General features: G+C 62.1%; 28 protein-coding genes and 1 tRNA gene. 4 read left to right on the plus strand and 25 right to left on the minus strand.

From position 1 onward, the window contains the following. Nucleotides 1-3: 3 nt before the first annotated feature. The 4 genes from ACK4FK_RS09925 to yajC form a co-directional block, all read right to left on the minus strand. Nucleotides 4-378 (minus strand): Mth938-like domain-containing protein, encoded by a 375-nt coding sequence (locus ACK4FK_RS09925; RefSeq protein WP_409744628.1) that lies wholly within the window; start codon nt 376-378, stop codon nt 4-6. A 14-nt stretch (nt 379-392) separates the two neighbouring features. Further along, on the minus strand, nt 393-1349 hold the full coding sequence (secF, locus tag ACK4FK_RS09930) for a protein translocase subunit SecF (protein WP_409744631.1): 957 nt from the start codon (nt 1347-1349) through the stop codon (nt 393-395). 12 nt (nt 1350-1361) lie between these two features. Further along, nucleotides 1362-2981 (minus strand): protein translocase subunit SecD, encoded by a 1620-nt coding sequence (secD, locus tag ACK4FK_RS09935; protein ID WP_409744634.1) that lies wholly within the window; start codon nt 2979-2981, stop codon nt 1362-1364. Nucleotides 2982-3058: 77 nt separating this feature from the next. Beyond that, complete coding sequence (yajC, locus tag ACK4FK_RS09940; protein ID WP_409744637.1) at nt 3059-3409, minus strand: preprotein translocase subunit YajC; 351 nt, start codon at nt 3407-3409, stop codon at nt 3059-3061. 203 nt (nt 3410-3612) lie between these two features. Between yajC and ACK4FK_RS09945 the strand changes: the two genes are divergently transcribed. Both ACK4FK_RS09945 and ACK4FK_RS09950 read left to right on the plus strand, forming a co-directional pair. Beyond that, nucleotides 3613-3825, plus strand: a complete 213-nt coding sequence (locus tag ACK4FK_RS09945; protein WP_409744639.1) for a heavy-metal-associated domain-containing protein — start codon at nt 3613-3615, stop codon at nt 3823-3825. Nucleotides 3826-3924: 99 nt separating this feature from the next. After that, entirely contained in the window at nt 3925-4515 is a 591-nt protein-coding gene (locus tag ACK4FK_RS09950; RefSeq protein ID WP_409744642.1) for a hemerythrin domain-containing protein, read from the plus strand. 4 nt (nt 4516-4519) lie between these two features. Here ACK4FK_RS09950 and ACK4FK_RS09955 read toward each other — a convergent pair whose 3' ends face one another. From ACK4FK_RS09955 to ACK4FK_RS09995, 9 genes are all read right to left on the minus strand, one after another. Then, entirely contained in the window at nt 4520-4954 is a 435-nt protein-coding gene (locus ACK4FK_RS09955; RefSeq protein WP_409744645.1) for a hypothetical protein, read from the minus strand. Nucleotides 4955-5082: 128 nt separating this feature from the next. Continuing rightward, nucleotides 5083-5159 (minus strand) — tRNA-Pro (locus tag ACK4FK_RS09960). Between the two features lie 116 nt (nt 5160-5275). Then, nucleotides 5276-5809: a MerR family transcriptional regulator gene (locus ACK4FK_RS09965; protein ID WP_409744648.1), complete on the minus strand. Its 534-nt coding sequence runs from the start codon at nt 5807-5809 to the stop codon at nt 5276-5278. A 25-nt stretch (nt 5810-5834) separates the two neighbouring features. Next, nucleotides 5835-6164: an integration host factor subunit alpha gene (locus tag ACK4FK_RS09970; protein ID WP_409745018.1), complete on the minus strand. Its 330-nt coding sequence runs from the start codon at nt 6162-6164 to the stop codon at nt 5835-5837. A 133-nt stretch (nt 6165-6297) separates the two neighbouring features. After that, nucleotides 6298-7269 carry a beta-ketoacyl-ACP synthase III gene (locus ACK4FK_RS09975; protein WP_409744651.1) on the minus strand — a complete coding sequence of 324 codons (972 nt, stop codon included), beginning with the start codon at nt 7267-7269 and terminating at the stop codon, nt 6298-6300. Further along, a complete protein-coding gene (plsX, locus tag ACK4FK_RS09980; RefSeq protein WP_409744654.1) occupies nt 7266-8360 on the minus strand; it encodes a phosphate acyltransferase PlsX in 1095 nt (364 codons plus the stop codon). The genes ACK4FK_RS09975 and plsX overlap by 4 nt, the downstream gene beginning before the upstream one ends. Before the next feature lie 41 nt (nt 8361-8401). Next, a complete protein-coding gene (gene rpmF / locus ACK4FK_RS09985; RefSeq protein ID WP_409744655.1) occupies nt 8402-8587 on the minus strand; it encodes a 50S ribosomal protein L32 in 186 nt (61 codons plus the stop codon). A gap of 111 nt (nt 8588-8698) precedes the next feature. Continuing rightward, nucleotides 8699-9316, minus strand: coding sequence for a DUF177 domain-containing protein (locus tag ACK4FK_RS09990; RefSeq protein WP_409744658.1), 618 nt, complete (start codon nt 9314-9316; stop codon nt 8699-8701). A 43-nt stretch (nt 9317-9359) separates the two neighbouring features. Then, entirely contained in the window at nt 9360-9905 is a 546-nt protein-coding gene (locus tag ACK4FK_RS09995; RefSeq protein WP_409744661.1) for a ubiquinol-cytochrome C chaperone family protein, read from the minus strand. 99 nt (nt 9906-10004) lie between these two features. On the opposite strand from ACK4FK_RS09995, the gene ACK4FK_RS10000 reads away from it, so the two are divergent. After that, nucleotides 10005-10463 (plus strand): outer membrane protein assembly factor BamE, encoded by a 459-nt coding sequence (locus tag ACK4FK_RS10000; protein ID WP_409744663.1) that lies wholly within the window; start codon nt 10005-10007, stop codon nt 10461-10463. Between the two features lie 11 nt (nt 10464-10474). Here the strand turns inward: ACK4FK_RS10000 and cobT are convergent, their stop codons facing one another. Further along, complete coding sequence (gene cobT / locus ACK4FK_RS10005) at nt 10475-11494, minus strand: nicotinate-nucleotide--dimethylbenzimidazole phosphoribosyltransferase (RefSeq protein ID WP_409744666.1); 1020 nt, start codon at nt 11492-11494, stop codon at nt 10475-10477. A gap of 79 nt (nt 11495-11573) precedes the next feature. Between cobT and cobS the strand changes: the two genes are divergently transcribed. Further along, complete coding sequence (gene cobS, locus ACK4FK_RS10010) at nt 11574-12428, plus strand: adenosylcobinamide-GDP ribazoletransferase (protein WP_409744669.1); 855 nt, start codon at nt 11574-11576, stop codon at nt 12426-12428. Between the two features lie 59 nt (nt 12429-12487). Here the strand turns inward: cobS and ACK4FK_RS10015 are convergent, their stop codons facing one another. From ACK4FK_RS10015 to glyA, 11 genes are all read right to left on the minus strand, one after another. Next, nucleotides 12488-14575 (minus strand): sodium-translocating pyrophosphatase, encoded by a 2088-nt coding sequence (locus ACK4FK_RS10015; protein ID WP_409744672.1) that lies wholly within the window; start codon nt 14573-14575, stop codon nt 12488-12490. A 178-nt stretch (nt 14576-14753) separates the two neighbouring features. Continuing rightward, nucleotides 14754-15953, minus strand: coding sequence for an MFS transporter (locus ACK4FK_RS10020; RefSeq protein ID WP_409744675.1), 1200 nt, complete (start codon nt 15951-15953; stop codon nt 14754-14756). Nucleotides 15954-15987: 34 nt separating this feature from the next. Further along, nucleotides 15988-16461, minus strand: a complete 474-nt coding sequence (gene fliL, locus ACK4FK_RS10025; RefSeq protein WP_409744678.1) for a flagellar basal body-associated protein FliL — start codon at nt 16459-16461, stop codon at nt 15988-15990. 4 nt (nt 16462-16465) lie between these two features. Continuing rightward, nucleotides 16466-17467, minus strand: a complete 1002-nt coding sequence (thiL, locus tag ACK4FK_RS10030; RefSeq protein WP_409744680.1) for a thiamine-phosphate kinase — start codon at nt 17465-17467, stop codon at nt 16466-16468. Between the two features lie 7 nt (nt 17468-17474). Then, nucleotides 17475-17969: a transcription antitermination factor NusB gene (nusB, locus tag ACK4FK_RS10035; protein WP_409744683.1), complete on the minus strand. Its 495-nt coding sequence runs from the start codon at nt 17967-17969 to the stop codon at nt 17475-17477. After that, nucleotides 17966-18508, minus strand: coding sequence for a 6,7-dimethyl-8-ribityllumazine synthase (locus tag ACK4FK_RS10040; protein ID WP_409744686.1), 543 nt, complete (start codon nt 18506-18508; stop codon nt 17966-17968). The genes nusB and ACK4FK_RS10040 overlap by 4 nt, the downstream gene beginning before the upstream one ends. A 4-nt stretch (nt 18509-18512) precedes the next feature. After that, entirely contained in the window at nt 18513-19634 is a 1122-nt protein-coding gene (ribB, locus tag ACK4FK_RS10045; RefSeq protein ID WP_409745019.1) for a 3,4-dihydroxy-2-butanone-4-phosphate synthase, read from the minus strand. A 5-nt stretch (nt 19635-19639) separates the two neighbouring features. Next, the gene (locus ACK4FK_RS10050; RefSeq protein WP_409744689.1) at nt 19640-20236 is read right to left on the minus strand and encodes a riboflavin synthase; all 597 of its coding nucleotides are present in this window, start codon (nt 20234-20236) and stop codon (nt 19640-19642) included. A 9-nt stretch (nt 20237-20245) separates the two neighbouring features. Continuing rightward, on the minus strand, nt 20246-21364 hold the full coding sequence (ribD, locus tag ACK4FK_RS10055) for a bifunctional diaminohydroxyphosphoribosylaminopyrimidine deaminase/5-amino-6-(5-phosphoribosylamino)uracil reductase RibD (RefSeq protein ID WP_409744692.1): 1119 nt from the start codon (nt 21362-21364) through the stop codon (nt 20246-20248). After that, nucleotides 21357-21824: a transcriptional regulator NrdR gene (gene nrdR, locus ACK4FK_RS10060; protein ID WP_300304018.1), complete on the minus strand. Its 468-nt coding sequence runs from the start codon at nt 21822-21824 to the stop codon at nt 21357-21359. The genes ribD and nrdR overlap by 8 nt, the downstream gene beginning before the upstream one ends. 33 nt (nt 21825-21857) lie before the next feature. Then, nucleotides 21858-23165, minus strand: a complete 1308-nt coding sequence (gene glyA, locus ACK4FK_RS10065; protein ID WP_409744696.1) for a serine hydroxymethyltransferase — start codon at nt 23163-23165, stop codon at nt 21858-21860. Nucleotides 23166-23180 lie beyond the last annotated feature (15 nt).

The raw sequence follows: 23180 nt of genomic DNA on the forward strand, positions 1-23180 counted from the left end.
CGCCTAGACCGGGATGAGGGCGGCGGCCACCCGCCGCCCTTCCCCCATCAGCAGATTATAGGTGCGGCAGGCCGCGCCGGTATCCAGAGCCTCGATTACCAGCCCTCGGGCACGAATGTCGGCCCGCAGGGCCTTATCTATGAAAACCATGCTGGGGCCGCAGCCGATCAGCAGGAGTTCCACAGACGGCTCCATGCCGAAGGCTGGCTCCAGCGACTCGACGCTCAACTCGCTGATGCCGGCAATGTCCCAGGGCAGACTCTGACCGGGAAACACCAGCACGGGCTGGGTCCAGTGCCGTCCGGAAATACGGAAACCGCCATCGCCATAGGCATTGATCACCTGCCGATCGGCCGGAATGCGCGGCAATAAATCCATGCCGGCGTCTTCGGTTACGGCCGCTGGGCCGCGGCCTTGGCCTCGGGTTGTTCGTCGGGTTTGCCACGGCGCAGCCGGTTTTCGCCCAGGAACAGCAGAATCGGCGCCGCGATAAAGATCGACGATGACGTGGCAAGCACGATGCCGAACAGCAGCACGATGGCGAAATCGCGCACCGCCTCGCCGCCGAACAGTGCCAGCGGCAGGGTCGACAGAAACACCGTCAATGAGGTGTTCACGGTACGGTTCAGGGTTTCATTAATGCTTTTGTCGATCAGATCGCGCAGCGGCAGAGATTTGTACTTGCGTAGGTTCTCACGCACGCGGTCATAGACCACGACTTTATCGTTCACCGAAAAACCCATGATCGTAAGAACAGCGGCAATGGCGACCAGGTTGAACTGGATATCGGTGATAACGTAGAACCCAATCGTCTTGGTGACATCGAGCACCAATGTCGCGATCGCACCAATGCCGAACTGCCATTCAAACCGGAACCAGATGTAGATCAGCATGGCGATCATCGCCAGGCCCATTGCCAGCATGCCATCGCGGAACAGGCCTTCGGAAACAGAAGCGCCAACCGCTTCAACACGGCGGATTTCGGTACCTGGATAGGCCTGGGTAAGACTTGCTCGCACCTTGTCCGCGGCACGTTGTGCAGCAGAATCCTCGCTGCCTTGACGCTCCAGACGGATCAGCACGTCGTTTGGCGAGCCAAACTGCTGAAGAGCTGCATGGCCAAGATCAAGGCCACCGATCAACGACCGCAGGGCCGGAAAATCCGCTGGCTGCTGCAGCCGCGCCTCGATGACGATGCCGCCCTTGAAATCGATACCGTAATTCAGGCCGGGATAGAAAAACAGGATGACGGAGACCACACTGAGGAAGGCCGACATGGCAAGGCCGATGATGCGGCCTTTCATGAACGGATAGTTGGTGTGATCAGGGATCAGGCGGAGTTTGTACATGGCTTCGCCTCCTCAGACCGGCAGTAGAGCCGGGCGGCGCTGGCGCAGCCAGGTCACCATCATCAGGCGTACCAGCACGGTCGCCGTGAACATCGATGTCAGGATGCCGATCGAAATGGTTACGGCAAACCCCTTAACCGTGCCGGAGCCCAGCGCGTATAGCAACGCCATCTTGATCAAGGTTGTCACGTTGGCGTCAAAGATCGTGCTGAAGGCCCGACTGAAACCGGCCTGCATCGCCGCAATCGGAGACTTGCCAAGTTTGGTCTCCTCACGGATTCGCTCATTGATCAGCACGTTGGCATCCACCGACATGCCAAGCGTCAGCAGCAAACCCGCAATACCGGGCAGGGTCAGTGTGGCCTGCAGCAAGGACATGGCCGCCAATGTCATGATCAAGTTGACCAGCAGGGCGATATCAGCGAACAACCCGAACAAGCCATAAGCCAGGACCATGTAGATCACCACCAGAACGGCGGCTACACCGATGGAGATCAGGCCGGCCCGAATCGAATCCTCACCAAGGTCGGGACCAACCGTGCGTTCTTCCACCACCTTCAGCGGTGCGGGCAGCGCACCGGCACGCAGCAGCACGGCCAGATCGTTGGCCTCGGTCACGCTGAAATTGCCGCTGATCTGGCCCGACCCGCCAAGGATCGGTTCGCGAATCACCGGGGCGCTCAAGACCTTGTTGTCGAGCACAATGGCAAATGGCAGACCGACGGATTGCTGAGTGATCTCGGCAAACCGCTTACCGCCGGTGGTATCGAAACGGAACGAAACGATCGGCTGACCGCTGCGCTGGTCATAGCCGGCCTGGGCATCGATCAGATTGTCGCCGGCGACTTCGACCTTGCGTTTCACCACATAGCGTTCGACCGGAGCGTTTGCTGTGCGGGGCTTGTCGCCCTCCAGGATTTCCGCGCCGGGCGGCGGGGGCATGTTGGGATCGGCATTGGTGTCGACCATCCGGAATGTCAGCTTGGCGGTGGTGCCCAGCAGACGCTTGATACGCTCGGGGTCGTCCACACCAGGCAACTGAACCAGGATGCGATCATTGCCCTGCCGCTGAATCGTAGGTTCGGCGACGCCGGTCTGATCAATGCGCCGCCGCACAATCTCGATGGATTGAGTGACAGCGGACCGCGCCCGCTCCTGCAGTGCCGCCTCTGACAGCGTCATCCGAATCTGACCATCGGCAGCGACGTTGATCTGCAGGTCGGTTTGGGTTGCGCCGAAACCGAGCCCCGCCGTGCTCTGCACGGGATTGCCCAGTTTGGCGAGCAGTTGCCGCGCCTGTTCGCCCTGGGCAGGGTCGCGCAGCCGCAAGGCTACGCCGTTGTTGCCCGATACGCCCAGATTGGTATAGCCGATGCGCGCCTGACGCAGTTCGTTGCGTGCGCCCTCGACGACGGCTTCAAGCCGCTCGCGTAGCACAACGCCGGTATCCACCTCGAGCAGAAGATGCGCGCCGCCGCGCAGATCGAGACCCAGGCTGATCTGGCGTTTCGGCAGCCAGTTCGGCCACGTCGCGACCTGAGCGGCAGGAAAGAAACTGGGGATGCTGAAGATCACACTCGCTATGCAGAGCACGGCGATCAGTACAATCTTCCACGGCGCGAAATACATCATCGGGTCAAACCCATCACTGAATGACGCCTCTGGCTGCGGATGGCAGACGGTACGCTGGCCACCCGCAACTCAGGCGATCAGCCGGCCTTGGTTTCGGACTTCTCTTCGTCCTCCACATCACCGCCCTTGGAGCGAACCTCGGCGATGGTTCCCTTGACGACCTTTACCTTGACGCCTTCAGCGATTTCGATCTGCACGACGCCATCTTCCTGCACCTTGGCAACCTTGCCGATGATGCCACCCGAAGTGGTAACCACATCGCCGCGGCGGACCGCTTCGATCATGGCCTTGTGCTCTTTCATCTTTTTCTGCTGGGGGCGAATCAGCAGGAAATAAAAGACGACGAAGATCAGGACCAGCGGCAGCAGCGAGGTCAGCATGTCGGTGGTGCCGCCGGCAGCCTGCGCGTAGGCCTCGGAAATCAGCATGAAAGGCTCCCTGTATTGATTGGTTTGCCGGTCGCCCGGCGCGAGAGGGGGACTATAGCGGCGGGCGGTCGGATTGCAAGTATCTACGCCCCTCCAGGCAGTGCGGGGCATGGCAAGAAAGCTTATATATTTCAAATATCTGCGACCTCAGGCCGCAGCGCTGGCAGTAGCCGGCGGCCACCCTGGAACCTATAATTACGACCATGCATATCCTGACCATCGAGGGCATGAGTTGCGAGGCCTGCAAACGGGCCATCAGCAATGCGATCAGCAACGCTGCTCCCGGCGTCGCATTCGAGGTTGATCTCATCCGCAAGCAGGTCCGCTTCAAGAGCCTGCCGCCGGACCGTCAGGCCGATGTTCGCAATGCCATCCGGGATGCTGGTTACGGCGTTCTGGAAAGCGCCCGCCCCTAGTCATCCGCCTCCCCTGGGAAGCTCGGTTTTTTTGAGCCAGATCAAGGCTGCAGCAGCCTTCGGTGGCATTCTGACCTGCATCATCAGCAGGAGGCAGATATGCAGGAGGCCATCGCCATCATTCGCGCCGAACACCGCAGCCTGGCTGCCGTTCTGCATGGATTGCTGAGCATCGTTGATAGCCTGGGCAGACAGGGCGGAAAGCCTGATTTCGGGCTGCTGCTCGCCATGCTGACTTACATCGATGAATTTCCCGACCGTTTCCATCACCCGAAGGAAGACCAGTATCTCTTTCGTCAGTTGCGGCTGCGGGCGCCCGATGCAACCGGGCTGCTCGATGCGCTTGAAAGCGAGCACAAGCGCAATGGCGAACTCATGACCGGCCTGCGCCGCGCCCTGAAACGTTATGAGGAACACCCTGAAAAGCCCGATGTCCGCGAAGCCTTTCGCACACTGGTGAAGCAGTATGCCGAGTTTCACTGGGGCCATATGCGCATGGAGGAAGAACAGGTTTTCCCGCTGGCCGAGGCAAGGTTGAACGCACAGGACTGGGCCGACATAAACGCGGCTTTTCGCAGCAACGCCGATCCGCTGATCGGTACCGACGCTAAAGACCATTACCAGGAGATGCTGCGCAGCATCGTCAACCGCGCCCCGGCGCCGATCGGCGTGGGCGCACGCTGGAACTGAACCTTCAGGCCTGAGCTACTGCCTGCGCAATCAGCCAGTGCCTTGCGGATTCGGGGTCGGGAAAAAGCCGGTGGCGGCTGTCGGGAAACATGGTGCTCGCCGCTTTGACCAGCAATGAAAAGAGGGCGTCACTGGTTATGTAGGCCACAGGCGCGACAACCGTTCCGCCCTTCCCCCAATCGGTAATGCGACTGATTGCCAGCATGGCAGCCCAGTCGACATTGCCCCGGAACTGTCTGGCGTCGACCAATGTCGGCATTCCCGGCCGGATCCAGCCCTGCTCAAAGCCCTGCAGCACGCCATTGTAAAAGCATGAACCCGTCGGTGCGCCAACGGCAGTGATCGCCAGATACCCCTCGTTCAGCCGGATATCGACGTAATCGCTTTCGCCACCCAGGCAGATTGCCGCTGGCGTGGTGGGATTGTCACTGAGCGGCATGAAGATTATGCGGGAAAGCACACATTCCCGCAGAATATACCAGAATATTCGTTAATTAAACTATACCAATGGCTTATCGGACAATTCTGCCATGGCACAATAAATACGACTATCGAACAGTATGAAAATGGTCGGAGCGGCGGGATTTGAACCCACGACCCCCAGTCCCCCAGACTGATGCGCTACCAGGCTGCGCTACGCTCCGACCGGGCTGATCGCGGGCGGCCGGATAAGCAGGCGGCAGGCGATCAAGCGGCGGGCACTATAACCAGCGCCCTTTCACGGCGCAACCGCGCCAAGCCATTGGAATATCAATATCAGTCAGCGGTTCTGGCGCGCGACGATGTCGGCGTGAATGCCCTCCAGATCCTTCAGGCAGGATTTCAGGGCCTGGCGCAGGCTGCCCATGTCGTTGAGCAGGTCGAAAGGCATGCCGATCTGACGATCGTGGAGCGCGGGTTTCGCAGGCTTGCGTCCGGCCGGTTCGCCGGGCGGCGGATTGGCCGCGGTTTTTCCCTGCTGGTTCCGGGCCCGCACCGCTTTGGCCAGCCCACCCTCGCGCAGAAGCTTCTGCACGCCACGTATGGTGTAGCCCTGCTCGTGCAGGAGCACGCGGATTTCACCGAGCAAAGCGATATCTTCGCTGCGGTAATAGCGGCGCCCGCCATTCCGCTTCACAGGCTTGATCTGGTGGAATTTCTTTTCCCAGAAACGCAGAACGTGCTGGGGCAGACCGAGCTGCTCAGCGACCTCTCCAATCGTGCGGAAAGCCGCGTCAGTTTTGCCTTTTCCTGCGTTCTGGCGTTCCGGCTTGCCTTTCGCCGTTCCACTGACCTGATCTGGTTCATCCGTCATAGAAACGCCCGTCGCCCGGCAAACGTCAGGCGCCGCTCTTGGTCTGCTGGCTCACGGCGTGCATCCCGGCATTGATCTTTTCCTTCAGCACATGGCTGGCACGGAAAACCAGCACTTTGCGCGGATCAATCGGGACTTCCTGGCCAGTTTTCGGGTTGCGCCCCATGCGGCCGCCTTTGGAGCGGACCTGAAAAGTGCCAAAGGACGAAATCTTCACCATGTGATCGGCGATCAGGCTGTCGATGATTTCGTTCAGAACGGTTTCGACCAGCTGGGCAGACTCGCTTCGTGATAGGCCGACCTCCTGGTAGATAGCCTCACTCAGTTGCGCCCGCGTCAAGGTGTTACCGGTCATCACCAACGCCCCCTTTTGGCAAATTTTATAGTGAGGACGCTAACTTAACCCCAGCCAGCCGTCAATAAGACCTTGGCCGAATCGCTCGCTCGAATGGCGGGAAAATTGTTGGTAATGCAATTTTTAAGGGAAATCACCAGCGGACGAGCGCGCTGCCCCAGGTAAAGCCGCCGCCCATGGCTTCAAGCAGCAACACATCCCCGCGCTTGATCCGGCCATCGGCCACTGCTTCCGCCAGCGCGAGCGGCACGGAAGCGGCTGATGTATTGCCGTGGTGATCGACCGTGAGCACCACGCGGTCAATGCTCATTCCAAGCTTGCGCGCCGTACCGTCGATGATGCGCTTGTTGGCCTGGTGCGGCACCAGCCAGTCGATCTGCTCGGGTTTCATGTCAACGGCCGCGAGCGTTTCCTTCACAACATCGGCGAGGTTGACCACGGCATGGCGGAACACTTCCTTGCCCAGCATGCGCAGGTAGCCGGTGGTCTGCGTGCTCGACGGCCCGCCATCGACATACAGCAGATCATGATGACGGCCGTCGGAGTGCAGATGCGTCGTCAGCACGCCGCGATCATCGGTATCGCCCTTGCCCTCTTCCGCACGCAGCACCAGAGCGCCGGCGCCATCGGCAAACAGGACGCAGGTGGTGCGGTCAGTCCAGTCAAGGATGCGCGAAAAGGTTTCCGCGCCGATCACCAGCGCCGTCCTGGCCTGCCCGGCCTTGATGAAATTGTCGGCCGTGGCCAAAGCGTAGATGAACCCGGAGCAGACCGCCTGCACATCGAAGGCGAAGCCACGCGTCATGCCTAGCTCAGCCTGAACCCGGCAGGCCGTGGCAGGAAAGGTTTCATCCGGCGTAGCCGTAGCAAGAACGATCAGGTCGATATCGCCGGCTGTCAGATTTGCGCTCTGCAGCGCCGCCTGTGCTGCCTTGATGGCGAGGTCGGAGGTCTTTTCATTGTCGGCCGCGATATGGCGCTGACGGATTCCGGTACGCTCGACGATCCATTCATCGGAGGTGTCGACCATCCGTGCCAGGTCGGCATTGGTCAGGATCCGCTCCGGCAGATAACTGCCGCAACCAACGATAACCGAGCGGATCATGACACCCCCGTACGCAACTCTTGCTGTTCTGTTTTATTGGGATCGCCGATGGCCGGGGCGGATACAAGAGAATCAGCGAAGGCGCCGGAGAAATCAGCTTTGATCCGCTCGATCAGGCGATCCTGCGCCATATCGATCGCGACTTCCAGGGCTGCGGAAAAACCCACGTCGTCCGTGCCGCCATGGCTTTTCACGACAATTCCGTTCAAGCCCAGCAGAACGCCACCATTATAGAATCGCGGGTCCATGCGGTCCCGCATCATCGCCAGGCCGGAACTGGCAAAGAGATAGCCGATCCTGGTAAAAATCGAGCGCTGGAAGGCCGAGCGCAGCAGCGACGAGAGCAACTTCGCGGTGCCTTCTACGGTCTTGAGGGCGATATTGCCGGTAAAGCCGTCGGTGACAATAACGTCAACCTCGCCGCTGCCAATGTCATTGCCTTCGACGAAGCCGACGAACTCGAAGGGCGGATTGCTGACGGCGCGCAGCATCTCGGCCGCCGCCTTCACCTCGTCGTGCCCCTTCACGTCCTCAACGCCGACATTCAGCAGACCGACACGCGGCAGATGGCGTCCAAGCGCCGAATGCGCCAGATTGGCCCCCATCACCGCGAACTGGACCAGATTGCGCGCATCGCATTCCACATTGGCGCCGAGATCGAGAACGACGGTCTCGCCTTTCAGCGTGGGCAGGAAGGAAGCAATGGCAGGGCGTTCGATGCCAGGCAGCGTGCGCAACACGAACTTCGCCATGGCCATCAGCGCGCCGGTATTGCCGGCCGATACAATGGCGTCCGCCTCGCCATTTGCGACGGTGTCGATCGACAGTCGCATACTGGTGTTGCGTCCGCGTCGCAGCGCCTGGCTGGGCTTGTCCTCGCTGAGAACCTTCTCGGCGGTATGCCGCAGCTCACAGCGCTCCTTCAGATTCGGAAAACGGCGCAGCAAAGGCTCAACCTGTCCGGCATCGCCGAACAGGATGAATTTCACCTGCGGGAAGCGCGGAAGCAGAGCCGCTGCGCCCTTGATAACCATGTCAGGGGCGTGGTCGCCCCCCATGGCATCGAGCGCAATCGTTAAGGCCGCGGTCACCCCGTTGCCCTTACTGATTCAATGCCGGTGCCTGAGCGAGCTCAGGCGGCAGCCGTCTTGGCAACAACCTCACGGCCGTCATAATGGCCGCAGGCACCGCAGACGTGGTGCGGGCGCTTCAGTTCGCCGCAGTTCGAGCATTCCACATAAGCGCTGCCCTTCAGCGCCTCATGCGAACGGCCCATGTCGCGCTTGGACTTGGACTTTTTCTTCTTAGGAACAGCCATGACACATCTCTCTCACTATTCGCGCGCTGCGGGCCCGCATGCGCGTTAACCGCTTCGGTCAGAATCCCCGCCTATATACTCTCGGCGCGCCCGGGGACCAAGCGCTTTCCCTTAAACCTTTTTCCCCGCCTTCAGTTTTGCCAAGGCGGCGAAGGGGCTTACTTTAACCTCTTCCTCAACATCCGGACGGTAACCTACCGGCAGATCCGCACCGGGCTTACGCGGATAAGGATCCAGCGCCAGGGCCAGTTCCTCGGCCACCACGGCACCAACATCGATCAGACCGCCTTCGATCGGATCGACCGGGTCCTCGGCATCAGGATCCAGCCATTCCGACTCATCCTCGCCCAGATCGGTCTGCGGCTCGATCATATCCGCCGGCGCAAAGCGCCTGACGAAGTGTTCGGAGATCGATTGCCGAACCGACTCAAGCGACACGACGCAGACCTGTTCCACCTCCGCCTCGATTTCGCCCTTCAACACATACTGCCGGGCGACAGCCTGATCCGGCATCAGCCGAATCCTGGCTGTGAACGACAGGACAGCCGGAATGCGAAACCGTCGCGCCAAGGCGGCACGGGCCTGTTCATCAGCCGTGAGGGCCAGCGTCAGGCCTTCTGGACCGATCCGGTCGACCTCGACGACATGGCTGAATTCGTTGCCAGGCGCGTCTTTCGACACGACATATCCTCGTGATTCAAACCCGGGGCGGTCAAGGCGGCGGAACATAGGGGCTTGCCGCCCCCCGGTCAACCGCTTTATCGGGGCTAAATCAGGTTTTTACATGCGGAAAATCAAGGTTTCCCGCCATAATATCGCTATCGGGCTGGCTGGCCAGCCTAGCATCGGCCTCCCGCATATAGGCTGCGACCGCGCCAATCCCTGGATCGTGCGCTTCGGCCTTCCCTGCATAAAGGTTACGGGCCAAGGCCTGCCGTAGCGGGCCATCCTCGGCCATCTGCAGGGCCGCCTCGTAGGATTCCACCCGGCCATAAAAGGCCTGGGCCATCGTTTTGACTTTCTTACCGACGCTCAGGTCGCCAACCCCGATTTCCCGCAGGTTGCTGTCCATGTCGGAGAACATCAGGTCGAAAAGCTGCTGGTTCAGCGGTCCCGCCTGTGCGATCCGACGCAGACGGCGCATGACCAGAAAGCTGTGCAGCACGATCATATCGAAGCGTCCATCCAGGCTGTCAGGCACGCCATGGTCGCTATAGAAGCCGGGCTGGCGGGATTGCGCGACAATGCCGCGATACAGCTCTATGGCAACGGCATCGGGCTGTTTTCCAGCAAAGAGTGAAAAAAATCGCGCAAGCATATGATTTAGCACCGCAAAATACAGTCAGTAATCTCGGTCATTTGCCTTTGTCGGCGACAGAAGATAATATGCATGCCTCGTTAGAGCGAGTCTTCTGCCATGCCAATCCGTTTCCAAGGCAGCCTTCTGGCCGCCGTCCTGATTCTGATGCTTGCGGCCTGCGCCCCGCGGCAGGATTACCGTGGCGTGACCATCGAGGAAGACAAGCTCAAGCAGATTCAGGTTGGCCAAAGCACCGAGGCCCAGGTTGGCGCCCTGCTTGGCTCGCCTTCCACCTCCTCCACTTTCCCGGACTGGGGAGTGACCTACTACTACATTTCCAGCGAGACAGAGGCTGTCGCCTTCCTGGCGCCCGAACTGATCGACCAGCAGGTCGTGGCCATCGCCTTCGACAAGGACGGCAAGGTCAAGGATGTGAAGCGCTATGGCCTGAAGGACGGCAAGCAGATTGCCTTCGTTCAGCGCGAAACCCCCACTCGCGGCAAGGAATTGACCTTCCTAGAGCAGATATTCGGCAATTTCGGCCGCTTCACCAAAAGCGACAACGGCAACAAGTAATCCAATCCTGGCTAGCTGCGCTGGCTGACGCTGGCCTCGGCGAAGGTCGCCATGCCCGCGTGGCAGACCACAGCCGCTTTAAGCAAGCCAACCGCAACGGCCGCGCCGGCACCCTCGCCCAGACGCATGCCCAGATCCAGCAGGGCCGGCTTGCCCAACGCTGCCAGCAGCCTGCGGTGGCCGGGCTCTGCCGAAACATGCCCGGCAAGACAATGGTCCAGGCCGGCAGGATTAAGGCGAGCCAACACAGCGGCTGCGGCACCGACTACGAACCCATCGAGTAGCACGGGTACCGATTGCAGGCGCGCCATCAGAACCGCACCGAACAGTGCAGCCAGTTCGCGCCCACCGACCAGACGCAGGGCCTGCAGCGGATCGCCGAGCGCAGCCCTGTGAAAGCCAAGCGCCGCATCGACAACACGGATCTTGTTATCGAGGGCATCGCCGGCAACGCCGGTACCGGGTCCGACCCAGCTCGCGGCATCGCCGCCATGCAGTGCTGCGGCCAGTGCTGCCGCAGCCGTGGTGTTACCGATTCCCATCTCGCCCGGTACCAGCAAATCGCAGTTCGGCGGCACGGCTTCCGCTCCTGCATTGATCGCCGCCAGACACTCGGTCTCCGTCATCGCGGCATGGGCGGTGAAGTCCTGGGTCGGTCGCTCAAGCTCAAGCGCGGTCACCGACAGGGTTGCGCCATGCAGAATGGCGAGCTGGTTGATCGCCGCTCCCCCGCGTTCGAAATTTGCGACCATCTGCATGGTCACATCGGCGGGATAGGCCGACACGCCACGCGCAGCAACGCCATGATTGCCAGCGAAGACAGCGATCCTGACGGCGTCCAGGCATGGAATGCCGCGCCGCTGCCAGCCAGCCAGGTGAAACACGCAGTCCTCCAGCCGGGCCAGGGCGCCGGTTGGCTTGGTCAACTGCTGATCGCGCGCGCGGGCGGCGGCCACCGCATCCGCGTCCGCGGCCGGCAGATTCACGGCTGCGGCCCTGATGGCGGCAAAATCCCGAAATGGTTGCATCATGGTGCCTGCCTACCTGCCAAGCGTCGTCGAAACGGGGTTGGCGTGCTATAAGCCAGCCCAGCCAGAACCGCAACGCATCATGACAGACAGCACCCCCGATTCGACTGATCCGCATCAACAGCCTGGTCGGCGCCAGCGCTGGATGGATGATCTGCGGCTGGCGCTGATGCTGCTGACGCGGCTGCCGATCCCTGGCGGCCATCATGTGCAGGGGCAGGTCGCACGTGCCGTCTGGCTCTTCCCCCTTGTGGGGGCGCTGATCGGCCTTGGCGGAGGCCTCGTGTTTTTTGTCGCCAATCGAGCCGGGCTTGGGATTTCCACGGCCGCCCTGCTCACCATCGGCATGCAGGTTCTGCTCACCGGCGCGCTGCATGAAGACGGACTCGCGGATACCGCCGACGGTTTCGGCGGCGGCCGCACGCGCGAGCGCAAGCTGGAGATCATGCGCGACAGTCGCATCGGCACCTATGGCGTGGTCGCCCTGCTGCTTGTCCTGAGCCTGCGCTTCTCGGCCCTGCAAGAACTCGCCAGCAACCTGCTGTCGGTCAGCGATGAACTGGACGAGACCATAAGCCATACAGGTGCGGTGATCGTGGCCTTGGTTGCGGCAGGCGTATTGTCGCGTGCTGCCATGGCAATCGTGTGGTACCTGCTTCCGTCTGCGCGCGCGGACGGTCTGGCCGCCAGCAGCGGCAGCGTCACGCTCATTCCCGCGCTGACCGCCCTGGCCATGGCGGCTGCGATTGCCTTTCTGCTGTTGCCCGGCACCGCCTTTTTGCTTGCGCTAGCCAGCGTGGCGGTGATGGCGCTGGCGCTGGCCTTCCTGGCTTATCGCCAGATCGGCGGCCATACCGGTGATGTTTTGGGCGCCGTGCAACAGGCAACCGAAATCGCAGCCCTGCTGGCCATTGGGGCCGCGACGCTGCCGGTATAAGCCAAACGAAAAGGGCCGGGTTGCCCCGGCCCTTTCCATTCCGATACGGAACGCTGAGATCAGCCGTGCGCCAGCACGGCCAGCAGCAGCAGCGCGACGATGTTGGTGATCTTGATCAGCGGGTTCACGGCCGGGCCGGCCGTGTCCTTGTATGGGTCGCCGACCGTGTCGCCGGTCACCGCGGCCTTGTGGGCATCCGAGCCCTTGCCGCCGTGATGGCCTTCCTCGATGTACTTCTTGGCGTTGTCCCAGGCGCCGCCGCCCGCCGTCATCGAGATAGCAACGAACAGGCCCGTGACGATCACGCCGAGCAGCATGGCGCCGACAGCGGCGAAAGCCGCTGCCTGGCCGGCGATCCAGGTGATCACGAAGTACAGCACGATCGGGCTGAGCACCGGCAGTAGGCTTGGCACGATCATTTCCTTGATCGCCGCCTTGGTCAGCAGGTCGACCGCCTTGGAGTAATCAGGCTTGGCCTTGCCTTCCATGATGCCGGGGATTTCCTTGAACTGACGCCGCACTTCCACGACGACCGAACCGGCCGCACGGCCGACCGCCGTCATGCCCATGGCGCCGAACAGATACGGCAGCAGACCGCCGATCAGCAGGCCAACCACGACATACGGGTTGCTCAGGGAGAAATCGATCGTCACGCCCTTGAAGAAGTACTTCAGGTCTTCCGTATAGGCGGCGAACAGCACCAGCGAGCCGAAGCCTGCCGAACCGATGGCATAGCCCTTGGTAACGGCCTTGGTGGTGTTGCCCACGGCGTCGAGCGCGTCGGTGGTCTTGCGCACATCCTTGGGCAGGTCCGACATCTCGGCGATACCGCCGGCATTGTCGGTGACCGGGCCGTAGGCATCGAGTGCCACGACCATGCCGGCCAGAGCCAGCATGGTCGTCACCGCGATGGCGATACCCAGCAGGCCGGCCAGCATGTAGGTGACGATGATGCCGGCCACGATGAACAACGCCGGCAGGGCCGTCGCCTCCATCGAAACAGCCAGACCCTGGATCACGTTGGTGCCGTGACCGGTGGTCGAGGCCTGCGCCACGCTCCGCACCGGCCGGTACTCCGTGCTGGTGTAGTATTCGGTCGCCCAGACGATCAACGCCGTCACGACCAGACCGACGATTCCGCACCAGAACAGACTTTGCGCGGTGAAGGTCTTGGCGCCGGCGGTGAACTGCGCATCCATGCCTCCCAGCACCCAGGATGTAACCGGCCACAGTACGATGGCCGACAGGATGCCGGTAACAACAAGCCCCTTATACAGCGCGCCCATGATGTTCTGGCTGCTGCCGAGGCGGACGAAGTAGGTGCCAATCACCGAGGTGATGATGCAGGCGCCCGAAATCACCAGCGGATAGGCCATGAACTTGGCCACCACCGCGGCATCCGCCGCGAAGTAGATGGAGGCCAGCACCATGGTGGCAACGATGGTCACCGCATAGGTCTCGAACAGGTCAGCGGCCATGCCGGCGCAGTCGCCGACATTGTCGCCCACGTTGTCGGCGATCACCGCCGGATTGCGCGGGTCATCCTCCGGAATGCCGGCCTCGACCTTGCCGACGAGGTCAGCGCCGACATCGGCGCCCTTGGTGAAGATGCCACCGCCCAGGCGGGCAAAGATCGAGATCAGTGACGAGCCAAAGCCGAGAGCCACCAGGGCGTCGATCATCTCGCGCGCCGGTGCGTTCATGGTTTTCAGCACAAGGTAGTATACCGCGACGCCCAGCAGGGCGAGGCCGACCACCAGCATGCCTGTCACGGCACCCGATTTGAAGGCGATGCCGAGCGCGTGTTCCATGCCCTTGCGTGCGCCTTCCGCAGTGCGCACGTTGGCGCGAACGGAAACATTCATGCCGATATAGCCGGCAGCGCCGGACAGCACGGCACCAATGATGAAGCCGATGGCGACCTTCAGGCCAAGCGTAAGGCCGATGATGATCGCGACCACGATGCCGACGATACCAATGGTGCGATACTGCCGGTTCAGATAGGCCGAGGCGCCTTCCTGAATGGCAGCGGCGATTTCCTGCATCCGCTGATTACCGGCGGACTCGGCCAGAACAGACCGCGAGGTCCAAATGCCGTACAACAACGCCAATACGCCACAGGCGATGGCGAACCACAACTCCGTCATGAGCGTTTCCCTTCGTTCCTTGGATTATGTAATCGAGACACGCCCGACCGGGCAGCGCTGCCCGACTCGGGTTACGCGACTGCTACCTTATTGATCCCCAGACTCGACGCGGGGTGGAACACCGAGTCGTTATGCCAGAGAAGCCGGACTGGCGCAATATGGCTTATTTTTCCGGCGCTTATTCAGCGAGAGCGGGTTGTCTGCGCTGAACAAGCAGCCACACCACCGCCAGCCCAGCCATCAGGATGAACGGCAGGGCCGACAGCGGCACGAAGTCCCAACCCCAGTGGTAAAGCATCTTGCCGGACCCCAGGGAGGCCAGCGCGACGGTGCCGAACACCAGGAAGTCGTTCAGGGCCTGCGTCTTATTGCGCTCGGCCGGGCGATAGACCTCGGTGAGCAGCGAGGTGCCCCCGATATACATGAAATTCCAGCCCACCCCGAGCAGCAGCAGGGCGATCTGGAAATGCCATACGCCTATCCCGCTCAGGGCAACGGCAATGCAGGCCAGATTGAGCAGCGTACCGACCATGATGATGCGCAGGGCACCGAAACGGGCAATCAGGCTGCCGGTGAAAAAACTGGGAAAGAACATGCCCACCACATGCCACTGGATCACCGTCGCGGCCGCGGCGAAGGGATGCTCGCAGAGCTGCATGGCCAGCGGTGTCGCCGTCATCAGCAGGTTCATAACCCCGTAACCGAACATGCCGGCCATGGCGGCAACCAGGAAGGTGGGCTGGCGTACGATTTCCAGCAGCGGGCGGCCTTTCTCCTTCAGTTCCGTCATGGTCGGGGCCGGGATCGTGACCAGGGTCAGGATTCCAAGTACCAGCACGGGCAAGATGGCTGCCGCCAGATAGGAAGCCAGGAACAGATGTGGCGTCAGCAGTTCGCGGGTGTATTTGGCGATCTCGGGCCCGAGAATGGCCGAGACGAGGCCACCGACCATCACCCAGGAAATCGCCTTGCTCTTGAAATCCTGCGGCGCGATATCGGCTGCCGCGAAGCGATATAGCTGAACGAACGCACTGGAACCGCCGAAGATGAAGGCGCCCAGGCAGAACAGCCAGAAATGCCCAAGATAGACACCAAGGGCGGCAATCAGCGAGCCGCCACTACCGACCAGACAGCCGAGCATAAACCCGAGTCGCCGTCCGATATGGCGCATCAGCATGGAGGCCGGGATTGTGGCCAGCGCCGTGCCCGCCACCACGAAGGTGACCGGAAGGGTGGCGTAGGCCTTGTCCTCGACCAGGATATGCCCAACCAGACCGCCCAGCGTCACCTGCAGCGTCACCGCAGAATTCGCCAGCGCCATGCATACGGCAAGAATGAGGACGTTCCGCTTGGCAGCGGCCGGCGAAAGTACAGTCATGGGAGACGGCCAGTACGGTTGATCGCGATTCTACTTACTTCAACTGGCCAATAATATTCAGAAGCAGGACCTGCGTCACCAGTCCTTTTCCCATCACCTGCTCAGTCGGAGCGCGCAGCCTGTCTCGCACGACATACAGATCGCGGGCCGTAAACCGGGCCGGGACCTCGATGGGATCGCCTTTGAGCAGCTCACGGATATAGGCATCCCGCAGCAGATGCATCTTCTCGTTCACCTGCGGCACGTTATCAGGCGGCACTTCCAGGTGCAGGATGACGATGATTTCTCGTGAAGGCTGGCCTTCGGGCCTCACATAAACGCTGAAAGGCTCAAGGGGTATGAAGGCAGGCCGTTTCGGTACCGGCGGCGGCGGCGGGTCGTTGGGATCGACGGCCTCTGCTTCAGACTGACTCTTCGGGGCGATGATCAACAGGTACACGGCCACGCCGCCGCCTGCCAATGTCAGCAGCACTACAATGGCCAGAATGATCAGACCGAGTTTACGCATGGCGCTATTGTAGCCCACCGCCAAAATGTTGGAAGCCGCCCTGGCTCAGCCGGATCGGCTGGCCGCTGCTGTCGACGACAGCTACCCCGGTTCCGGGTTCCAGGTTGCCGATGCGGGTGACCGCCAATCCAGCCTGGCGCGACAGGGCCATGATCTGCGCTTCGGCCCGGGGGGGAGCGGTAAACAGCAATTCATAATCTTCGCCGCCGGTCAGCACCGGGATCAATAGATCACGGTCTTCGGCCACGGCCTGCCTGGTCGCCAGGGAAAGCGGCACCGCCTCGGCATTGATCACGATCCGAACTCCGGAGGCTACCGCCACATGCCCGGCATCCTGCACAAGACCATCGGATACATCCATCGCCGCGCTGGCAAGTCCGCGCAATCCTTGCCCGAATGCCAATCGTGGCGTGGGCAGATGCAGGCGGGAGTCGAAGAACATCATCGCGGCCGAGGAAAACAGGCGATGATTGAGCTTCACCTCCAGGCCAAGAGCGGCATCGCCGATGCTGCCCGTCACATAAAGGCCATCGCCGGCCTGCCCATGGTCGCGCCGCAGCATGGCGCCGGTCGGCACGCTGCCAAAGGCCGTTACATTCAGCATCAGGCGATCGGGACTGCGCACTGTGTCTCCGCCATACAGGGCGATGCCGAAGGTCTTTTGGTCCTGGGCCAGTCCGTCGCAGAAAGCACTCAGCCATTCATCATTGGCCAAATGCTCTGGCAGGGCGATGGCGAGCTGATAACCGACGGGTTTCGCACCCTTGGCGGCAAGGTCGGACACATTGACTCGCAGCAGCTTGCGCGCGATCCGCGCCGGGCCATCCTTGATGAGGAAATGAACTCCTTCCAGCATGGCATCCGTGGTGACCACGAGATCCTCGCCCGGCGGCACGGGGATCACGGCTGCATCGTCACGCAGGCCGAGCGCACCCGGCGCACCGGCGGCCAGAGGCGCGAAATAGCGCGCGATAAGCTCGAACTCGCCGAGGCGCTGCCCGGCCATGGCCGATTCAGGCCGCGAATTCGCCGGGCCGCAATCTGCGCGCCACGGCATCGATCACGCCATTGGCCAGCTTGATCTCGCGCGGCCCAAAAAAGGCCCGCACGATGCCAAGGTATTCGTCGATGACGGTCGCCGCCGGAACGTCGATACGGGCCAGAATTTCATAGGCCGCGCAGCGCAGGGCATATCGCAGTATCGCTTCCATGCGATCGAGCCCATCGGGACGCGGCATGGCTTCCTTGATGATCCTGTCGATTTCGTCCTGACGCTTGGCAACGCCACGCACGATCTCGGAGAACCAGTCGGCATCCGCCTCGCGCATCTGTACGCCTTCGATTTCCTCGTTCTGGCGATTGGCGCGGAAATCGCTGATTACGGCTTCGGCGACACCGCCGCCGAATTCGATTTCGTACAGGGCCTGCACCGCGAAAAGACGGGCGACCGACCGGCGTCCTGCGGGTCGATCGTTCCGGATGCCGCGACGCTGCCCCCCTTCGCTCATATCGAGAAAAGCTGCTTTAAACCGATCATGGCCACGCAGGCCAGGGCTGCCTGGCCACCCTTGTCCTGACGGTCCTTGCGGGCGCGTTCCCAGGCCTGCTCTTCGTTCTCGACGGTTATGATGCCGTTACCGATGCAGAGCTGGTGATCAATCGCCAGTCGCTGCAGGCCGCGGGCGCTTTCGTTCACCACAACGTCGAAATGGGCTGTCTCGCCGCGGATGACGCAGCCCAGCGCCACGAAGCCATCATAGGCCTTGTCGCCCTTCCGGTTCATGGCGAAGCGGATCGCAGCCGGCAGTTCCAGCGCGCCGGGCACGTCGATGCGGTCGTAATCGAAATCCGATGCCTCGATGACGGCCTTTGCCCCTTCGAACAGGGCATCGGCGATGTCCTCGTAAAAACGGGCCTCGACGATCAGAACCCGCGGCTTGCGGATATCGATGGCAAGATTGCCTTTGACCTGGCTCTTGCTGGTCGAGAATTTCTGCATCTTGGCCGACTTCTTCTTCGCGGCCGGCTTGCCTTTGCGCGCCACCATGCTCTCAGACCTCCCTGCGAACCTTGATGGGACGGGTTTCGACCACGCTCAGGCCATAGCCTTCCAGCCCGACGATGGTACGCTCCACATTGGACAAGACAATCATGTCCTTAACCCCCAGATCGATCAGGATCTGCGCCCCGATGCCATAATCCCGGAGTTGCGCAGACTTTTCAACTGGTTCGCCGATCTTCTGGCGCACCTTGTCGGACAGGGCGGTGGCCCGGGGCTCGCGAATCAGGACCACAACGCCCCGCCCCTCCTCCCCGATCATCTGCATGGCCCCATGCAAAACCCCGGAACGGGCGCCATGGTCGCCAAGAACGTCTTCCAGCACGTTCATGGCATGCATCCGCACCATGACCGGCCGGCCATCGGCCACGTCACCCTTCACCAGGGCAATATGCTCGGCATACTCAACCCGGTTGCGGTAGACGAGCATGCGGAATTTCCCGCCCCAGACGCTGTCGATCTCGCCTTCCACCATGCGCTGGATCAGGTTGTCGTTCCGGCGACGATAGGCGATCAGGTCGGCAATGGTGCCGATCTTCAGGTTGTGCATCTGGGCGAACGAGACCAGATCGGGCAGCCGTGCCATGGTGCCGTCGTCATTCATGATCTCGCAGATCACGCCGGACGGGTTAAGGCCGGCCAGGCGGGCGATGTCGACTCCGGCCTCGGTATGGCCGGCACGGACCAGCGTACCGCCATCGCGGGCCATCAGCGGAAAGATGTGGCCCGGCACGGCGATGTCCTGCGGACCCTTGGTTGGATCGATGGCGACGGCCACGGTCTGCGCCCGGTCGGCGGCGGAAATACCGGTGGTGACACCTTCGCGGGCCTCAATCGAGACGGTGAAAGCGGTCTGATGCCGAGAGGCATTGTTCTGCGCCATCAGCGGCAGGCCAAGCTGTTCGATGCGCTGGCGGGTCAGCGTCAGGCAGATCAGGCCGCGGCCGTATTTCGCCATGAAATTGATGGCGGCGGCATCGGCCATTTCGGCAGGGATATAGAGATCGCCCTCATTCTCGCGATCTTCCTCGTCGACAAGAATCACCATGCGGCCGCGCCGCGCTTCCTCGATGATCTCTTCCGTCGAAGCGATGTAACGCTTGATGTCATCCATGCTGTTCACGCTGGCTTGTTCCATTGCTGCAGGCGGGCGACGTAGCGCGCCAGCGTATCGATTTCCAGATTGACCCGGTCGCCCGCCTTGAGCTTGCCGAGTGTGGTCACCTGCTGGGTATGCGGGATGAGATTGACGCCAAAGCTGGCGCCTTCGACGCTGTTCACGGTCAGCGAAACACCATCGACCGTTATTGAACCCTTCTCGGCAATGAAGGCGGCAAGCGCGTCCGGCGCTTTGATCTCGATCCGCATGGAATCACCTTCCGCCCTGACGGCCGTGACCTCTCCCACGCCATCGACATGACCAGAGACGATGTGGCCGCCGAGTTCGTCACCGACCCGCAGGCTGCGTTCCAGGTTGATGCGGCTGCCTTCGCGCCAGTCGCCGAGGCCGGTGCGCGACAGCGTCTCGGCCGAAACGTCGACCGTGAACCAGTCCCCGCCCTTCTGCACCACAGTCAGGCAGACGCCGGAACAGGCGATGGAGGCGCCTATGGCGATGCTGGCCGTGTCATAGGCGGTGCGGATACGGAAGCGGGTATCCCCGCGCGCCTCGCGAGCGGTGACGGTGCCGATGTCAGTGACAATGCCTGTGAACATGGCCCTGTTTTAGAGGGGTCGGACGAAGGTTTCCAGCAGGTCGTCGGCCAGAATATCGGCCCGGACCCGGCGCCACCGGGGGGCTTCCGCTACGGTATCGACGCCGAAACCTGCCACGGCGGACAGGCCATCGCCGCCGATCATGCTGGGGGATCGGAACCAGATCATCCGGTCGACCAGATCGGCCCGGATCAGGCTGGCGGCCAGCTTGCCGCCCCCTTCGACCAGGATCCGGGTCAGCCCCCGTTCCGACAGAGCGGCGAAAGCCTGCACCAGGTCAGGGAAACCTGCCTGGTCCGGCTCCACACCGATTACCTCCACGCCGCAATCGCGGAACGCGTCGCGGCGGGTCGGGTCGGCATCGCTGCGGGTCACTACCCAGGTCGGGACATCCCGCGCGGTCGCCACCACCCTGGATGTCAGACTGAGCCGCAACCGGCCATCAAGAATGATCCGCACCGGCGGCCGCAGGGGCAGACCCGGCAGACGGCAGGTCAGTTCAGGATCGTCCTGCAAGGCGGTATTGCTGCCCACCATGATCGCATCATGCTGGGCGCGCAGCAGATGCGTGCGGCGGCGCGATTCAGGGTTGGTGATCCATTTGCTGTCCCCCGTATGGGTGCCAATCCGGCCATCCAGGCTGACAGCCAATTTCAGGCTGACCAGCGGCCGGCTCTGTTCGCGGCTGAGAAGGAATCCGGCGTTGAGTTCTGCCGCCGCATTGGCCAGGCAGCCATCATCTACCTTGATGCCGGCTTCACGCAGCAGGGCCAGTCCCTTGCCGGCCACACGGGGATCGGGATCTTCAAGCGCCACCACGCAGCGGGCTATCCCGGCCTCGATCAGCGCTTCGGCGCAGGGCGGCGTATGGCCATGATGGCTGCATGGTTCCAGCGTTACATAGGCCGTGGCGCCGTGTGCCGCCGCGCCGGCCTGCTGCAGGGCCTCGGTTTCCGCATGGGGTCGGCCACCCACCTTGGTCCAGCCGCGGCCGACGATGCGCCCATCGTGAACGATCACGCAGCCAACGGCGGGATTGGGCCAGGTATTGCCCAGCCCTCGCGCGGCCAACCCGAGCGCGATGCGCATGTAGCGCTCGTCCCGGGCGGCCACGGCCTTGTCAGTCATCGTCGCTGCCAGCGCCGCTCAGCGAGCCAATGAATTCCTCGAAATCCTTGGCTTCACGGAAGTTGCGATAGACCGAGGCGAAGCGGACATAGGCTACCTTGTCGAGAGCGGCCAGGCCGTCCATCACGAGTTCGCCGATGGCGTCCGACTTGATCTCGCTTTCGCCCGAGCTTTCCAGGCGGCGCACGATACCGTTGATCAGGCGCTCGATGCGGTCCGGGTCGATCGGCCGCTTGCGTGTGGCGATCATGATCGAACGGGCCAGCTTGTCACGGTCGAACGGCACCTTCAGGCCGTTCTTCTTGATCACGGTCAATTCGCGCAGCTGGATGCGCTCGAACGTCGTGAAACGCGCGCCGCAATTGGGGCAAAAGCGCCTACGGCGAATCGCCGAGTTATCCTCGGTCGGCCGCGAATCCTTCACCTGGGTGTCGTCATTGCCGCAAAACGGACAACGCATTGTTCAGATTCCCCCCCGCCAAGATTGCTGCCGTCAGGCTTTCGGGTAGATCGGGAAGCGGCCGCACAGGGCCACCACCTTCTCGGCCACTGCCCGCTCGACATCGGAATTGTCGTTGCTCTTCTTCACCAGGCCGTCCAGTACATCGGCGATCAGGCCGCCGATCTGCCGGAATTCGGCAACGCCGAAGCCGCGCGTGGTGCCGGCCGGACTGCCCAGTCTCACGCCCGAGGTGACGGTCGGCTTTTCGGTATCGAACGGCACGCCGTTCTTGTTGGTAGTGATGCGGGCGCGCTCCAGGCTTTCGACGCAGACATTGCCTTTCAGGCCTTTCGAGCGCAGATCGACCAGCATCAGATGATTGTCGGTGCCGCCGGAAACAAGGTCGTAACCGCGCTCCTGCAATGCGCCTGCCATGGCCTTGGCGTTGTCGATCACCGCCTGGGCGTAGGTGCGGAATTCCGGCGACAGCGCCTCGCCGAAAGCAACCGCTTTGGCGGCGATCACATGCATCAGGGGCCCGCCCTGCAGGCCGGGAAACACTGCCGAGTTGATCTTCTTCGCCAGCGCCTCGTCGTTGGTCAGAACCATGCCCCCACGCGGGCCGCGCAGGGTCTTGTGCGTGGTGGTGGTGGCCACATGTGCATGCGGGAACGGGCTGGGATGCACGCCTCCGGCCACCAGACCGGCGAAATGGGCCATGTCGACCATGAAGACCGCGCCGATGCTGTCAGCGATCTGGCGGAAGCGGGCGAAATCCCAGAAGCGCGGATAGGCCGAGCCGCCGGCAATGATCAGCTTGGGCTTGTGCTGCTCGGCAAGCTTGGCCACCTGCTCCATGTCGATGCGCTGATCGTCCTGCCGGACGGTGTAGCTGACAACGTTGAACCACTTGCCCGACTGATTGGCGGCGGCACCATGCGTCAGGTGGCCGCCGGCAGCCAGATCGAGGCCCATGAAGGTGTCGCCCGGCTTCAGCACGGCCATGAAAACCGCCTGGTTGGCCTGCGCACCGGAATGCGGCTGCACGTTGGCAAAGCCGCAGCCGAAGATTTTCTTGGCGCGCTCAATCGCCAGGCTTTCGGCGATGTCGACGAATTCGCAGCCATTGTAATAGCGCTTGCCCGGATAACCTTCGGCATACTTGTTGGTCATCACCGAGCCCTGCGCCTCCAACACGGCGCGGCTGACGATGTTCTCCGAGGCAATCAGTTCGATCTGGTTCTGCTGGCGGTCCAGTTCACCCGTGATGGACGCAAAAATCTCGGGGTCGGCCTGGGCGAGCGAACGCTCGAAAAAGCCGGCATGGGTAACGGTGGGCTTGGCGGCGGTGCTGGACATCGGGGTACTCCGGCT

The organism is Ferrovibrio sp., from assembly GCF_046297895.1.
Classification (GTDB): Bacteria; Pseudomonadota; Alphaproteobacteria; order Ferrovibrionales; family Ferrovibrionaceae; genus Ferrovibrio.